Annotated in this window: 12 protein-coding genes and 2 pseudogenes; 4 read left to right on the forward strand and 10 right to left on the reverse strand. The window is 64.2% G+C overall.

Translation table 11 applies throughout. The features are described 5' to 3' along the window. The 6 genes and pseudogenes from glyA to RBB42_RS26990 all read right to left on the reverse strand — a co-directional run. Positions 1–150: pseudogene (gene glyA / locus RBB42_RS26965) on the reverse strand (serine hydroxymethyltransferase); the annotation flags it as partial. A gap of 20 nt (positions 151–170) precedes the next feature. Continuing rightward, positions 171–2,804 carry a phosphoenolpyruvate carboxylase gene (locus RBB42_RS26970; protein ID WP_306043936.1) on the reverse strand — a complete coding sequence of 878 codons (2,634 nt, stop codon included), beginning with the start codon at positions 2,802–2,804 and terminating at the stop codon, positions 171–173. Further along, positions 2,804–3,796: a 2-hydroxyacid dehydrogenase gene (locus RBB42_RS26975; protein ID WP_305972489.1), complete on the reverse strand. Its 993-nt coding sequence runs from the start codon at positions 3,794–3,796 to the stop codon at positions 2,804–2,806. The genes RBB42_RS26970 and RBB42_RS26975 overlap by 1 nt, the downstream gene beginning before the upstream one ends. Next, the gene (gene sucD / locus RBB42_RS26980; RefSeq protein ID WP_305972480.1) at positions 3,796–4,689 is read right to left on the reverse strand and encodes a succinate--CoA ligase subunit alpha; all 894 of its coding nucleotides are present in this window, start codon (positions 4,687–4,689) and stop codon (positions 3,796–3,798) included. Before sucD ends, RBB42_RS26975 begins: the two co-directional genes overlap by 1 nt. Then, positions 4,686–5,885, reverse strand: a complete 1,200-nt coding sequence (locus tag RBB42_RS26985; protein ID WP_305972481.1) for a malate--CoA ligase subunit beta — start codon at positions 5,883–5,885, stop codon at positions 4,686–4,688. The genes sucD and RBB42_RS26985 overlap by 4 nt, the downstream gene beginning before the upstream one ends. Positions 5,886–5,922: 37 nt before the next feature. Continuing rightward, entirely contained in the window at positions 5,923–7,170 is a 1,248-nt protein-coding gene (locus RBB42_RS26990; protein WP_305972482.1) for a pyridoxal-phosphate-dependent aminotransferase family protein, read from the reverse strand. Positions 7,171–7,410: 240 nt separating this feature from the next. Here RBB42_RS26990 and RBB42_RS26995 point away from each other — a divergent pair, with 240 nt between their 5' ends. The 3 genes from RBB42_RS26995 to RBB42_RS27005 all read left to right on the forward strand — a co-directional run bounded on the left by RBB42_RS26995 (position 7,411) and on the right by RBB42_RS27005 (position 10,363). Further along, on the forward strand, positions 7,411–8,013 hold the full coding sequence (locus tag RBB42_RS26995; protein WP_305972490.1) for a response regulator transcription factor: 603 nt from the start codon (positions 7,411–7,413) through the stop codon (positions 8,011–8,013). 111 nt (positions 8,014–8,124) lie between these two features. Further along, the gene (locus tag RBB42_RS27000) at positions 8,125–9,102 is read left to right on the forward strand and encodes an HpcH/HpaI aldolase/citrate lyase family protein (RefSeq protein WP_305972483.1); all 978 of its coding nucleotides are present in this window, start codon (positions 8,125–8,127) and stop codon (positions 9,100–9,102) included. After that, the gene (locus RBB42_RS27005; RefSeq protein ID WP_305972484.1) at positions 9,089–10,363 is read left to right on the forward strand and encodes a glycerate kinase type-2 family protein; all 1,275 of its coding nucleotides are present in this window, start codon (positions 9,089–9,091) and stop codon (positions 10,361–10,363) included. The genes RBB42_RS27000 and RBB42_RS27005 overlap by 14 nt, the downstream gene beginning before the upstream one ends. A gap of 4 nt (positions 10,364–10,367) precedes the next feature. Here the strand turns inward: RBB42_RS27005 and RBB42_RS27010 are convergent, their stop codons facing one another. Both RBB42_RS27010 and RBB42_RS27015 read right to left on the reverse strand, forming a co-directional pair. Beyond that, positions 10,368–10,823: a group II truncated hemoglobin gene (locus tag RBB42_RS27010; RefSeq protein ID WP_305972485.1), complete on the reverse strand. Its 456-nt coding sequence runs from the start codon at positions 10,821–10,823 to the stop codon at positions 10,368–10,370. A gap of 44 nt (positions 10,824–10,867) precedes the next feature. After that, on the reverse strand, positions 10,868–13,240 hold the full coding sequence (locus RBB42_RS27015) for a trimethylamine N-oxide demethylase (RefSeq protein ID WP_305972486.1): 2,373 nt from the start codon (positions 13,238–13,240) through the stop codon (positions 10,868–10,870). Between the two features lie 121 nt (positions 13,241–13,361). On the opposite strand from RBB42_RS27015, the gene RBB42_RS27020 reads away from it, so the two are divergent. After that, on the forward strand, positions 13,362–14,207 hold the full coding sequence (locus RBB42_RS27020; protein ID WP_305972487.1) for a DMT family transporter: 846 nt from the start codon (positions 13,362–13,364) through the stop codon (positions 14,205–14,207). 17 nt (positions 14,208–14,224) lie between these two features. On the opposite strand, the gene RBB42_RS27025 is transcribed toward RBB42_RS27020, so the two are convergent. Further along, positions 14,225–15,100, reverse strand: a complete 876-nt coding sequence (locus RBB42_RS27025) for a bifunctional 5,10-methylenetetrahydrofolate dehydrogenase/5,10-methenyltetrahydrofolate cyclohydrolase (protein WP_305972488.1) — start codon at positions 15,098–15,100, stop codon at positions 14,225–14,227. Next, positions 15,097–15,195, reverse strand: a pseudogene (locus RBB42_RS27030) (bifunctional methylenetetrahydrofolate dehydrogenase/methenyltetrahydrofolate cyclohydrolase); the annotation flags it as partial. The pseudogene RBB42_RS27030 and the gene RBB42_RS27025, both read right to left, overlap by 4 nt.

The raw sequence follows: 15,195 nt of genomic DNA on the forward strand, positions 1-15,195 counted from the left end.
CACCGCGCGCGAGACGATGTTCTCGGAGGCGATCAGCTCGATCTCGTCGCGCTGCCGGCCAAGCTCGCCGGTGATCGAGCCAAACAGTTCGGGGTCGCGCGAGGCGAGGGACTCGGTGAAGAAACCGTCCGGTCGGTGCGAGACATTCATGGGTGTTGCTCCTTGTCCTGTCAGCCGGTCCAGCCAAGGCCGGCGGATATGCAGTTCATGCTTTGCATCAACTGGATGCGATGGCGGTTTCCGTCCTGCTGGCGCACCAGCCGCAAAAGATGCACCTGCGCCTCGTGCGCAGAGCGCAATGCGTCTTCGTGCCGGGTTATCCGCGCCACCGCATTGGGAAACCGCGCCCCCAGCGGCGTGCCGGTCAGGCGTTCGATTGCCGCGACCGAGCGCGCGTGCTCGGCCTGGACCATGTCAAAGATCGCTTCGGCTTCGGCCCGGTCCTCAACCAGACCGGCATAGATTTCGGCGATGTCCAGCCGGACCATCAGCAACGATTTCTCGACCTCGTCGATGCATAGCCGGAACAGCGGAAGATCCCGCATCGCCCGCGCCAGCGCCTTTTCGCCCCCTGCCCCGCGAATCGACTGGAAGTCCTGCAGGGCCTGGCCAAACCCGTACCAGCTGCTGATCATATGGCGGTTCTGGCTCCAGGCAAAGACCCAGGGAATCGCGCGCAGGTCGGACAGGGTCGCAGCCCCGAACCGTCGTGCCGGGCGCGACCCGATCTTCAACAGCGCCAATTCATTCACCGGGCTTGCCTGATTAAAATAGGACAGGAAAGACGGATGCTGCAACAGCGTCTGGTAGGTGGTCTGGCTGAGGCTGGAGAGAGTCTCCATCACGTCTTCCGCCTCGGGATCGACGGTTTCGAAAACAGGCGCAGTGCTATGGCGCAAGACCGAGGAGGCCAGCAATTCCAGTTGCGCCGCAGCGGTGCCGGTGTTGGCATATTTCGCCGTCACCACCTCGCCCTGTTCGGTCAGGCGCAGGGTGCCGTTCAACGTGCCGCGCGGCTGGGCCGCAATGGCCCGGTCGGTGGGCGCGCCACCCCGGCTGACGGAACCACCCCGCCCGTGAAAGAACACCGGTCGCGCCCCCTGCCCGGCGATCGCGCGGGTGATGGCGCGCTGTGCCCGGTCGAGCGACCAGCTGGAACAGAGGAAACCGCCGTCCTTGTTGCTGTCGGAATAGCCCAGCATGATTTCCAGCCGCCCGTCCCGGTCCTTCATGCTGCGCGCCGCCAGCGGCACAGACAGCACGTCGCGCAGGATCGCGGGCGCCGCCCGCAGGTCTTCGATGGTTTCGAACAGCGGCACGACCTTGAGCGAAAGGCGCTCGGCCCCGAAACCGGCATAGCGGGCCAGAAGCAGCACCGCCAGCAGATCGTCCGCCGAGCGGGTCATGGACAGGATGAATGGCCCGATGGCATCGGGCTCGGGCCCGTCATGCACTTCGCGGATCAACCGCAAAAGCGACATCAGTTCGGCGGCCTCTTCGCCCAGGCGCCCATGATCGACAAAAGGCAAGCCCGCCTGCCCCACTTCGCGCCGCAACCGCGCCGACCAGTCGGCGGACAGCGCCTCTGGTGCGGCGTCGACCGCGTTCCAGACCGCCTCCAACGTGCGGGTCACGACGTCGGAGTTCTGGCGAATGTCCAGCGTATGGGCCCGAAAGCCAAAGGTGCTGGCTTGCCAGCGAAGCGGGCGGATAAGCTGTTGCGCAAGCCGGGTCGCATCAATGGCTTCCAGCGCCGCTTCGATACTACGCAGATCGGCCAGAAAGGCCGAGACGTCGCGATAACCCCCGGCTGCAAGGCACTGACGGATGGCCGAGCCAGCTTGGCGAAAGATCTCGTTCGGGTTGCGCTGCGCACAAAGGCCCGGATCCGTGCTGCGTGTCTCGACAATCTGGGCCAGCGCGTCGCGGTGCGGCCGCGGCACGGCGACGATCTTTTCCGACACGCTGAGCCGGGGAATGATCCGATCCAGGGCCATGACATACTCCTCGCGGATCATCTCTCGCGAGCGAGCGATGGCCTCGCGCGTCACCTCGGCGGTCACGTTGGGATTGCCGTCCCTGTCGCCGCCGATCCAGGAATGGAACCGGATGCAGCAATGGTCGCGCCCGGTCGGGCCAAAAACCTCGCTGACCGCGTAGTGATAGCGTTCGAAGAGCCGCGGCACGGCCTCGAACAGGCTGGTGCGGTAGAATTGCAGGCCCCAGTCGATCTCGGAGGCAAGACTGGGACGTTCCATCCGCAACTCGCCTGTCAGCCAGAGCAGGTCGATTTCCATCTCCAGCGTCTCTTCCAGCCGCGCGATCTCTCGCGGGCTCCAGCGCATGGTCTCGAACAGGACCAGCGTGCGGTAGATGCGGCGATGGATTTCCATGACAGAGACGCGCTTGGCCTCTGTCGGATGGGCGGTGATCGTCGGGCCAACGGACAGCTGGCCTTCGGAGAGCAGGCGCTGCATCGCGGGACGGTGATCCTCGGGACAATCGGCGAGCGCCTTGTGAAACCCGCCCTCGCCCGGATGGCCATCCTGTTCGGCCAGGCGTCCGGTGCGGATCGTCAGGTTTTCGTCCATGATCTGCTGCAGGTGAAACCAGATCGTGCTGGCCTGCAGGTGGTCGGCGTAATCGCCTTCGTCCCAATGGGTGACGCCATCCTCGACAGCTTGCGCCACATGCGGCGCGCGACGGTGGAGAACCTTCAGCCACGCCCCGCGCAGGCGGCGGTACACGTCTTCCGCATATTGATCGGGGGCTTCGAGCCCCGCAGGTTCTGCCACCATCTGCATCATGCCACCTGATCGCCAGGGGTCCGGCCCTCGAAGAAGTCGACAAGGTTGTCGAGCACGCGCATGCCCATCGCCGTGCGGGTTTCCTCGGTCGCGCTGCCAAGGTGGGGCAGCATCACCAGGTTGTCGCAATCCAGCAGGATCGGGGCCACCTTGGGTTCACCGTCGAAAACGTCCAGCGCCGCGCCGCCGATGCAGTCGAACATCAGCGCCTGGGCCAGCGCGTGTTCATCGATCACCTCACCGCGGGCGGTGTTGATCAGAAAGGCCCCCGGCTTCATCAGGTCCAGCCGGCGCGAGTCGATCAGGTGCCGGTTGGCCGCGCCGCCGGGACAGTGCAACGAAACGAAATCACACTGCGGCAGCAGGTCTTCGATCGTGTCGACCTGCACCGCGTTGTAGCGGTCCAGCACGTCCTGCGCGATGCGAGAGCGGTTCTGCACGAGGATCTTCATGCCGAAGCCGAAATGCGCGCGTTGCGCCATCGCCTGACCGATCCGGCCAAAGCCCACGATGCCCAGCACCTTGCCAGAGACCTTGGCCCCCACGAGGTGTGTGGGACGCCAGCCGGTCCACTGTCCGGCACGCAGTTCACGTTCGCCCTCGCCCGCGCGGCGGGCCACCATCAGCATCAGCGTCATGGCCAGGTCCGCGGTGCATTCCGACAGCACATCCGGCGTGTTGGTGACGGCGATCCCCAACTTCTTCGCCGCATCGGTGTCGATGTGGCTGAAGCCCACGCCGTAATTGGCCAGGATGCGGGTGCGGGCCTCGCTCACGTCCATTGCCTCGCTGCCCAGCCCGTCGGTGACGGTCGGCAGGATGGCATCGAACTTGCCCAGGGCATCGCGGAAATCCGCGGCGCTCATGGGGCGGTCCTCGACGTTGAAGACCGTGTCGAATCGCTCGGCCAGTTCTGCCTCGACCGTCTGGGGCCAGCGGCGCGTGACAAGCACGCGCGGCCGGTTGTTCAGGATGGCAGGGGCATTCATCATGCGGCCTCCTTCTGCATCACCTTCGCAATGGTGTCGCCAATCTCGGCCGGATGCGGGGCGACCGTGACACCGGCGGCGGTCAGGATCTCGACCTTTTCGCTGGCGCTTTCGCCGAAGGCAGAGATGATCGCCCCGGCATGACCCATGGTCCGCCCCTTGGGAGCGGTCAGACCCGCGACATAGGCGACCACCGGCTTGGTGACATGATCGCGGATGTAGGCCGCGGCTTCTGCCTCTTGCGGGCCGCCGATCTCACCGATCATGCAGATGACATGGGTTTCATCATCCGCCTCGAAGTGTTCGAGTATATCCTTGAAGGAGGACCCGTTGATCGGGTCGCCGCCGATCCCCACCGAGGTCGAGATTCCGATGCCATGCTCCTTGAGCTGCGCGGCGGCCTCGTAGCCCAGCGTGCCGGACCGACCGATGATGCCGACGTGACCCGGCAGGTAGATATGGCCGGGCATGATCCCCAAGAGCGCCTTGCCCGGGCTGATCGTGCCGGCGCAGTTCGGGCCGGTCAGGACCATGCGGCGATCCTTGGGATAGCGGTACATGTAACGCTTGACGCGGATCATGTCCTGGGCCGGGATGCCGTCGGTGATGCAGACGCAGTACTTGATGCCCGCATCGGCCGCTTCCATGATGCTGTCGGCGGCAAAGGGCGGCGGCACGAAGACCAAGCTGGCCTCGGCGCCGGTGGCCGCCACCGCGTCTTCGACCGTATCGAAGACCGGGACACCCTCGACGGTCTGGCCGCCCTTGCCGGGGACGACGCCGCCGACGACATTGGTGCCATAGGCGATCATGTCCGCGGTGTGAAAGCGCGCCATCTTGCCGGTGATCCCCTGGACGATGACGCGGGTACCTCTGTCGATGAAGATGCTCATTGGACTGCCCTCATGTTGGAGCCCTGGGAAAGGTCGTTCTGCCAGGCGCCGACGGCGCGCTGTGCCGCTTCGATCAGCGTGGTGGCGCGGATGATCGGAAGGCCGGACTTGGCCAAGATCTTCTGCCCCTCCTCGACATTCGTGCCCGCAAGACGGACCACCACCGGCACGTCGACCTGCACCTCTTTCAGCGCCTGAACCACGCCCTCGGCGACCCAGTCACAGCGGTTGATTCCCGCGAAGATGTTGACCAGCACGGCCTGGACGTTGTCGTCGGACATCACCAGGCGAAAGGCCTTGGCCACGCGTTCCGGGGTGGCACCGCCGCCGATGTCGAGGAAGTTGGCGGGTTCGCCCCCGGCCAGCTTGATCGTATCCATCGTGGCCATCGCCAGTCCCGCACCGTTCACGATGCAGCCGATGTTCCCCTCAAGCCCGACATAGGACAGTCCCCGGTCGGCAGCGCGGCTTTCGCGCGGGTCTTCCTGGCTCTTGTCGCGCAGCTCGCTGATCTGCGGGTGGCGGAACAGCGCGTTGTCGTCGAAGGTCATTTTGGCGTCGAGCGCGAGGATGCGGTTGTCGCCCGTCACCACCAGCGGGTTGATCTCGACCATCGTGGCGTCATGCTCGCGGAAGGCGCGGTAGCATCCTTGCAGCGTACGCACCATCGGCGCGGTCAGCGCCGGGTCCATGCCCAGCTTGAAGGCGATCTGGCGGCACTGGAAGTCCTGCAATCCCACGGCGGGTTCGACGGTTGCCCGCACGATGCTGTCGGGGCGGTTGGCGGATATCTCCTCGATCTCCATTCCGCCTTCGGCAGAGGCCACGATCATCACCCGCTGAGAGGTCCGGTCGAGGACAAAACCAAGGTAGATCTCGCGTTCGATCGGCACGGCGGCCTCGACGTAGACCCGGTAGATGCCCTTGCCCTCGGGGCCGGTCTGATGCGTCACCAGCTTGCGGCCAAAGAGCGACTCGCAGGTCGACTGGATCTCTGCGTCGCTGTCACAGACCTTGACGCCCCCGGCCTTGCCCCGGCCCCCGGCATGAACCTGGGCCTTGACCACCCAGCGGTCACCGCCCAGTTCGCGGGCCCGGTAAGCCGCCTGTTCAGGGCTGTAGGCCAGCGCCCCGGGGGGGCTGTGCACTCCGAAATTGGCCAGGATTTCCTTGGCCTGATACTCATGAATGTCCATGCTCTTTCCTCCTCCGAAAGACTGGATCGTCTGCTAGTTATTCTGCGGCGACCGCACGGTCGTAGACGCCGTTCAGTGCATCGGTCACGCGGGCATCGTCGACCTCGCCACCAAGCGCGCGGATCGCATCCGCGAAACGGGTGACGATGTCGGTGATCGCTTCGCGGCTCAGCAGGTTCAGAATGCCGATGCGGATCTGGACAGGTTCGGACAGGGTCGGCCAGATGCCGAAGTTCTGCGCCCGGCAGGCCTGCACCAGTTCCATCTCGCGGCCCGCCAGCGCCTTGGGCAGGTTCAGCACGACCAGCGAGGTCATGTTCGACGTCACCTCGCAGCCCATCGCCTGCACCGCGCGGCGCAGCGCCGTTTCGTGGTGGGCGTAGTCCTTGGCCCGCTCGGCGATGCCCTGCTGCAGGGTAATCCGCAGCGCCTCGTGGAAGGCCGCGACCGCGTAGGCGGAATGGGTCCGGTGATAGGTGCCCTTCTCGACATCCTGGCCGTCGATGATGCCCCAGTGGCGGGCTTCCATGATCGGGTGGTGCACGAAGGTGCGCGTGCCGGTCTTTTTCAGGGTTTCGATGTAGCGGTCGCTGAACGAGACGGGGGCGTAGGTCAGCGGCAGGCAGCAGATGCCCTTTTGCGGGCAGGAGGCCCAGCCATGCACACCCGGGTAATCGTCGATCCGGAAATCCTCGACCCCCAGGGACGAAACCGCGTCCACGAGGCCCATCACGTCGTATTTTTCACAGGCGGCGCTGAACCCGGCGATGTCGTTGATCCGGCCCGAACCGGTTTCCCAATGCGCCATCGCGGCCCATTTCGGCTTGTGCTCGGCCAGCGCGGCCTCGACCATGCCGCCTGTCACGGACATGCCGTGCGGCACGTCGACAATGACGACCGACGCGGGTTTGGGATCCAGCGGGCTGAGCGCCAGTTCGGCAGCGGTCGCCGCCTTCATACGAACGGTCAGACCGTCGATGCCCGAGAACGTGCCGTTGGAAAAGACCACGACCTTGTCACCCGGCATCACGGCGCTGAACATCACGTCCAGGCCGCTCCACCCTGTTCCGGCGACACCGAAGGTGTGCACGTTTTCCGTGCCCCAGACCTGGCGCAGCATGTGCTTGCACTCGACCATGCCGCGCAGGACGTCGCCATGCATGTGATCGGCCAGCCCTGCCCCGGCAAAGGCCGCCAGCACCCGTGCGTCGGTATTGCCCGGTCCGGGGCCCGCGGCGATGGTTTCGGGGATTTCGAGCTTGGGAAATAGCTGCGCAACGGTCATGATCGCTCCGTTCGTTCACTTGAGGTGTATGGTTGTTTCCTCTCGGTTATAAAACTGCTTGCTCACGGGAAAAACGTTCCTTAATCCTGCTTTTGGGCATCCAAATGGGTGGGGAAATTACCACCCAAATTGGCAAGTATTCCGTTGTATGCCGTTTTCGACCCCACCCAAATGGGTGGCCTATGACAGAAACTTAAAGAAAATCAGGGATCTACAGTGCAGAGAGAACGCATCGACATCATGCTGGGCGACGGCAATCCGCTGGTCCTGTCGGCCATGTCCGAGGTTTTTGAACGCGATCCCCGATTCTCGCTGGTGGCCACCAGTGCCACCGCCGAAGGGTTCCTGGGCATGATCATGCGCGTGCCGGTGAAGGTCTGCGTGGTAGACTGGAACATCCCGGCGCTGGGGGCGGAAAAGCTGATCGAGGTGCTGCGCGCGCAAGAAAACGCGCCGCGCATTGTCGTCTATGGCCATGACTCGGACGTGGCCGTACCGCGCCAGGCGATGGCCTCGGGCGCGGCGGCCTTCGTGTCGCGGGCCGCCCCGACCGACTCGCTGGTGCAGACCTGCCTCGACGTGGCCGCGGGCAAGATGGTCTTTCCCTACCTCGACATCCGCGAGCTGAAGACCGATCCCATCAGCACCCTGTCCCGCAAGGAGCGCGCGATTCTGGATGCCCTGGCCGAGGGACTGACCAACAAGCAGCTTGCCGCGCGGCTCGAGATATCGACCAATACGGTAAAGTTCCATTTGTCGAACATCTTTGACAAGCTCTCGGTCAAGAACCGCGCTCAGGCGATCGCGCACTTCTACGCGTCAAAGGCGAAAAGCGGCGGATGACGCGCCGTGCTGTGTGCACTGGTATGCAAAAAAATTTATTGACAGGAATACAGATTTCCCAAATGCAAATAGGGGTCCGACCCAACTTTCCTGTCAGAAAGGACCCTGACCATGTCTTTCCACGCCATCGACCAGGCCCCCGCACGGCTTAATCGCTCGGAACTGGCCGTGCCCGGATCACAGCCTCAAATGTTTGAAAAAGCGGCGCAATCCGACGTCGATGTGATCTTTCTCGACCTCGAGGACGCGGTTGCGCCCGACGAAAAGGCTCAGGCCCGCAAGAACATCATCAAGGCCCTGAACGAGATCGATTGGGGCACCAAGACCATGTCCATCCGGATCAACGGGCTGGACACGCATTACATGTATCGCGACGTGGTCGACGTGGTCGAGCAGGCGGGCGAGCGGCTGGACCTGATCATGATTCCCAAGGTTGGCACCGCCGCCGACGTCTATGCCATCGACATGATCGTGACCCAGATCGAAGACGCGATGGGCCTGAAAAAGCGCATCGGCTTCGAACACATCATCGAGACCGCGCTCGGCATGCAGAACGTGTCGGAAATCGCCGCGGCCTCCAAGCGCAACGAAAGCCTGCACTTCGGTGTCGCCGACTACGCGGCCTCGACCCGGGCGCGCACCACGATCATCGGCGGCGTGAACCCCGACTACTCGGTCCTGACGGACCCCGACGCCAACAACGCCCGCGAAACCCACTGGGGCGACATGTGGCACTATGCACTGGCCCGGATGGTGGTCGCGGCGCGCGCCAACGGCTTGCGCCCGATCGACGGCCCCTTTGGCGACTTCCAGGACCCTGACGGCTATCGCGCCGCCGCCAAGCGCGCCGCCGTGCTGGGCTGCGAGGGCAAATGGGCCATCCACCCGAGCCAGGTCGCGCTGGCCAACGAGGTCATGAGCCCCTCCGACGCCGAAGTGACCAAGGCCGGTCGCATCCTGACCGCAATGGCCGAGGCCGAAGCGGCCGGCAAGGGCGCGGTTTCGCTGGACGGTCGCCTGATCGACTATGCCTCGATCCGGCAGGCCGAAGTGCTGGTCGAGAAGGCGCGTCAGATTGCAGCCGGATAAGATCCCGGCACTGAAAGGCGACGCGGCCCGGGCATTCCGGGCCGCAATCCGCCGTGCCGACCCGGCGCTGGCCATGCGCGAAAGCCTGGGGCAACATCCGCTGCCCCGCCCGGCACATGGTTGCCGGACCATCGTCCTTGCCCTGGGCAAGGCCGCCCCCGCCATGCTGCGCGCGGTCCTGCCCCGCATCAGCGGCCCGCGGGTGATGATCTGCGTCACCCACCGCGAAAATCAGGAACAGGTCCCGGGCGCCGAGGTCTATCGGGCCGGACACCCCGTGCCCGATACCGTAGGCGCACGCGGCGCAGAACGGATGCAGGAAGTGCTGAAAAGCGCCGTCACGGGGGACGTCGTGATCGCCCTGATCTCGGGAGGCGGCTCCGCCCTGCTCCCAGCCCCGCCAGAGGGTGTCAGCCTGGAGGACAAACAGTCGCTCAACCGCCTGCTGCTGGACAGCGGGTTGGACATCGTGGCGATGAACCTTGTACGGCAGCAAGTTTCGCAACTGAAGGGCGGCGGGATGTTGCGGTTGGCCGCCCCGGCGCCGGTCACGGCCTATATCCTCTCGGATGTGATCGGTGATGACCTGCGCGCCATTGCCAGCGGCCCCAGTGTCGCCCCCATCGGCACGCCGGAACAGGCGCGCGACCTGCTGCATTCGGTGGGTTTGTTCAACCGTCTGCCCGAGAGCGTGCAGCGCCACCTCCGCAACGCGCCGCGCGCAAACGCGGAACTCACAGCCAGCAACCATTTGATCGGCGGCAACCGCGAAAGCGTGCAGGCAGCCGCGGATGAACTGCGTCGCGACTACGAGACCCTGGTCATCAAGGAACCGCTGACCGGCGACGTGAACGAGGCGGTCTGCACCACCTATCGCGCGCTGCGTGATGCAGGGACGCCTGACAAACCGCGCGCGATCCTCTGGGGCGGCGAAACCACTGTTCAGGTGCGCGGCGGCGGATTGGGCGGACGGAACCAGGAACTGGCCTTGCGGATGGCGGCACTTGCCGATGCCGAACCGATCGCCACGCCCTGGGTCTTTCTGTCGGCCGGGACGGACGGTCGCGACGGCCCGACGGATGCGGCCGGCGCGATTGTCGACCAGAACACCCTTGCCCGCATACGGGGCAAAGGGCAGTCGCCGACGGAGTATCTGGAACGCAACGACAGCAATGCAGCGTTGCGCCTGTCCGAAGACCTGCTGATCACCGGGGCAACCGGCACAAATGTCGCCGATGTCCAGATCCTGCTGATCGGCTGAGACCTCAGCCCCGGCGCAAGGCCCCGTGATCGCGCAGGACCTCCCTGTCCTGCGCTTCTTCGCCCCGGCGCCAGTCGGGAACGTCGTTCACCAGCATGTGCGCGGCCCGTTGCAGGGTCGCGCGCATCTTGTCCACCGCCGGACCCGTCAGCCCCACGTCGGCCAAAGCCCTGTCGAAGGTCTGCAGCCACATCTCCGCATCCGCTTCGCGGATCGGGATGTGGGCATGGATTTCGCGCAGGTTCATGTGGCCGTTGCGTTCACGGTAATAGGGCCTGCCGCCGAGAAAACCGCTCATGAACTCGAACTGAGCCTGCCGGGTGTGGGACAGTCCGTGCCCCCGGAAATGCAGGCGGTGCAATTCATGCACCGCCGGATCCGTTTCCATGAGATCGTAGAACTGCTCCACGAGGCCTCGCAGAGCGGTTTCGCCGCCGATTTCTTCCAATGCGCTTGTCATGGCAAGGACCTAACCCGCCGTGGATTTGGCGGCTTTGAGATACGTCAAGACCGCGGCTTTTCCTTCTTCGGATCATAGGCGGCCAGATCGGCGCGGATGGTGGCGGGTAGGCGTTTCTGATGCCCGTCCAGCTTGCCGATTTCTACCTGCGTGCCCGGTTCGCAATGGGCCACGTCGACCCGCGCCATGGCGATGTTCCGCCCCAGGATCGGCGAACGCATGGAGGAGGTGATCTCTCCGATCTGCGCGCGGCCAATGTGGACGCAATCGCCGTGCCCGACCTCGACGTTGCTGTCGATGTCCAGCCCGACCAGCTTGCGCATCGGGTTTTCCTTTCGACGGATCAGCGCCTCGCGCCCAATGAAATCATCCGGCTTGGACTTCAGCGGTACGGTAAAGCCGACACCGGCCTCGAACGGATCGGTCTGGTCCGAGAAATCATAGCCAGCAAAGATCAGCCCGGCTTCGATCCGCACCATGTCCAGCGCCTCCAGCCCCATCGGGCGGATACCATGCGCCTGCCCCGCCTCCCAGACGGCGTCAAAGACCTCTCCCGCGTGTTTCGGGTGGCAGAAGATCTCGTACCCCAGTTCGCCGGTATAGCCTGTCCGGCTGACCACGACCGGGATACCCTGATCGTCACCGATACGGGCGGGCGCAAAGCGGAACCAGGCGAGATCCTCGAAATTTGGCTGGTGCGGCGCGGTCCAGATGACCTTCTTCAGCAGATCACGGCTTTCGGGCCCTTGCACGGCGATGTTGTGCTGCATGTCGGTCGAGGACCGGATCAGCACCTTCAATCCCAGTTCCTCGGCCTTTTCGCGGAGCCAGTCGCCACCGTAGTCCGAACCGCCAATCCAGCGGAAGTTGTCCTTGCCGAGGCGGAACACGGTGCCGTCGTCGATCATGCCGCCATGCGGATAGCACATCGCGGTATAGACGACGCCGCCCACCGGAAGCGTCTTCATGTTGCGGGTAAAGACATACTGGCATATCGCCTCGCTGTCCGGGCCGGTGATCTCGAACTTGCGCAGTGCAGACAGATCCAGCACGACGCATTTCTCGCGGCAGGCGTGGTATTCCTCGATCGGGCCGGCGCTGGACATGCAGTTTGCCAACCAAAAGCCGTTGTATTCGATGAAGTTGTCGGTGAACCGGTCGAACCGGTCGTGAAAGCCTGTCTGTTTGGTCATCTTCGGTTCCGCATCAGGTGTGGGGCGGTACGCCACGGCGCGTTGAAAGGATTCCTTGCCGCTGTATGTGCGCACATGGATATCGGTCGGGTTCCAGCCGTTCGCCGCCGAGGTATCGTCCGGGCAGGCCGAGCTGACGCAGACAAGGTCGGTCAGGGCACGCAGCAACACATAGTCGCCGGGGCGCGACCAGGGTTCGTCGGAATACATCACCCCGTGCTCGTCCAGCCCGGTGTTGAAGAAGAAGTTGATCGCCATCCAGCCCTTGCGCCCGGTCACCCCATGCGGCGCCAGGGCACCGTTGAAGTTGTCGGAACAGTTGACGTGTCCGGGATAGCCGATGTCGTCGTAGTATTTGGCCGAACAGGCCAGGGCAAAGGCATCGTGCCGCCCGCAGGTATCCTGGATCACCTCGACCAGTGGCAGCATGTCCTGATCATAGTATTTCGCATGCAGCCCCGGCATCGGGTAGGCATGTTCCATCAGCGTCCGCGTCGTGGTCACGTCCAGCGCGTGCTCGATCCCCTTGTCCAGCTTGCGCGCCGAAAAGCACTGGAAATCCGTGCATTGCCGCCCGTCCACGTCAAGGATCTGGATATAGTCACCCGCCTTGACGAAATAAGCCTCGGCGGTTGCCGAATGCACGCGCACGTCGGCGACCGGATCGGCAAGCGGATCGGGCAGTTCGAACTTGGGCACCGGCTTGATCGTCGCCCGCCGGATGTAGACCGTCAGCGGCGTCGCCGTGTCCTGCACTTCGAAATCCATGATGCCGCCAGGCGCGGCGATGATGGCGATCCCTTCGTGCGCGGCAGTAAAGCTCTCGGTGGTCCGGGCCGGGGTCGCGGCCTCGAACAGATGGATCGCCTCGGCCTTTGCCAGGTCCAGACCACGCGCCTCGATCCCCATGCGCAGGCTACGCAGGGACTGGTCGGTCGAGGTCAGCAGCGCCTGAAGCCCGTTTGCGGAACCTTGCGCGCGCGCGCCGATCAATCCGGCATCGAAAGTGCCGTCCGGGTGGGCACAAACGATTTCGCACCGCTGGCCGCCTTCCGTGTTCTCGATTTCCAGCCTGTCCCCGGCCTCGAGCCGGACAAGGATCGCGCCCATGCCTTCAACGACATAGCGCTCTGTCCCGGGAGGCATCGAGAAGACCCGAGGCTCGAAGATCCCACTGGGCCGCGGCGGTCCGGGGACCACGTTGGGATATCTGGTATCAAGCACGTCCATTCCTCCCGAGATTTGCCTTTACGGAAAATAATATTAATGATGAGAATATACCCGGTGGTTTGTTCGCGCAAGCGATACGGACAGGAATCTCTCTAATCGACAGGAGTTTCACGATATGAGTGCGCTTTTTCTGGGCCTGGTTGCGGCCGTTTGCTGGGGTCTGCATGACATCGCGATTCGCTATCTCAGCCGGACCGTCCCGCTCATGGGCGCATTGCTTGTGGTTCTCCTGACGGGGCTCGCGTTCCAAGGCAGCGTGATTCTCGTCAAGGGAGAGTGGCTTTTGCCACAGGGGCCGGCGCTCGGGTATGCATTGGCGGCGGGGTTCACCTTTCTCGCGGCAAGTCTCGGGCTTTATTTCGCCTTTGAGCGTGGGCCTGTGAGACTGGTCAGCCCCATCATCGGCGCCTTTCCCATCCTTTCCCTGTTCTACGCGGCGCTTGGCGGCTCGATCATCACACCAGATCAGATTGCTACCGTTCTGATTGTGATATGTGCCGTCGGCCTGGTGGCGATACTCTCGGATTCCTCGCAGGGCGACATCCCGCCGCGCGGGCCAACGATCGCCTACTCGCTGCTCTCGGCCATCGGCTACGCCAGCACCTTCAAGCTGGGCCAGCTGGCCGCGGAAACCGGGGGCGAATGGCAAAGCACATTCGCCACGCGTCTTGTCGCGCTTGTCCTCCTGTGCGGGATCATCTGGGCGCTGCGGCCCGACATCCGGGTCGGCCGCAAGGCCGTGGTGCCGCTGGTGACCATGGGCCTGCTGGATGGCATCGCCCTGCTGTCGGTGATCTCGGCCGCATCGTTGGCGCAGCCCGAGTTCGCGGCGGTCGCGGCCTCGATCTTTGGCCTCTTCACGATCCTGCTGGCGCGTATTCTGTTGAACGAACAGATGCGGATCGGGCAATGGGCGGGCTGTATCGTGGCCTTTCTGGGGATCGGCTACCTGACGCTCTGACCAATTGGCGGAGCCATTCAGCTCCGCCAGCCGGCCGCCTGTTGTCGTTCGTAGGCGCGGATCGCGTTCCGCATCAGGATCGCGACCGTCACGGGACCGACACCGCCCGGCACGGGAGTGATCCAACCGGCGACTTCCTTGACGGCGTCGGTATCCACGTCGCCGACGATCTCGGTCGTGCCGTCGGAATGAACCCGCTGGTTGATACCGATGTCGATCACCGCCGCCCCGGGTTTCACCATGTCGGGACCGATCAGATGCGCCTTGCCCACGGCAACAACGATCACGTCGGCACGGCGCGAGTGCATGGCCACGGAACGCGTCAGATGGTGACAGACCGTGACCGTGGCGCCTTCTGCCATCAGCATCATCGCCGCCGGTTTCCCGACGATTTCCGAATGCCCCACCATCACGACCTCCAGCCCTTCCATGTTGAGGCCGGTGGCGCGCACCAGCTCGACGGCAGCGGCCGCGGTACAGGGCGCCATCGCAACATCGTTGTAGACGATGTTGCCGATCGAGGCTGGGTTCATGCCCTCCACATCCTTGAGCGGGTGGATCGCGGATTGCAAAGAGCGGACGTTGATGTGGCTTGGCACCGGGCGCTGCAGGATGATGCCCAGTACCTCCGGGTCGTCATTCATTTCCTGGATACGCGCCTTGCAGTCTTCCTGTGTCACCTCCCCGCCCCAGAATTCCTGGTCAAAGGGCAGGTCGACGGCAGCAGCGGCCCGGGCCTGGTTGCGAACATAGACCGCAACCTCCGGAACATCCCCGATCGAGATCGACACGAGCTTGCCGATCCGCCCGGCGGAATTGGTAATGCCACGCACCTCGGCCAGGATCCGCTCCTGCACGGGCTTGCCTAGCAGCAACCGCGGATCGTGTTTCATGCGGTCAGCCCCTCCGGTTCTTCCAGTCCGTTGGCCCGGCAGCAGGCGGTCAGCGTGTTGGCCAGCAGGCAGGCGATGGTCATCGGGCCGACGCC

The organism is Mameliella sp. MMSF_3455, assembly GCF_030733205.1.
Lineage (GTDB): Bacteria > Pseudomonadota > Alphaproteobacteria > Rhodobacterales > Rhodobacteraceae > Antarctobacter.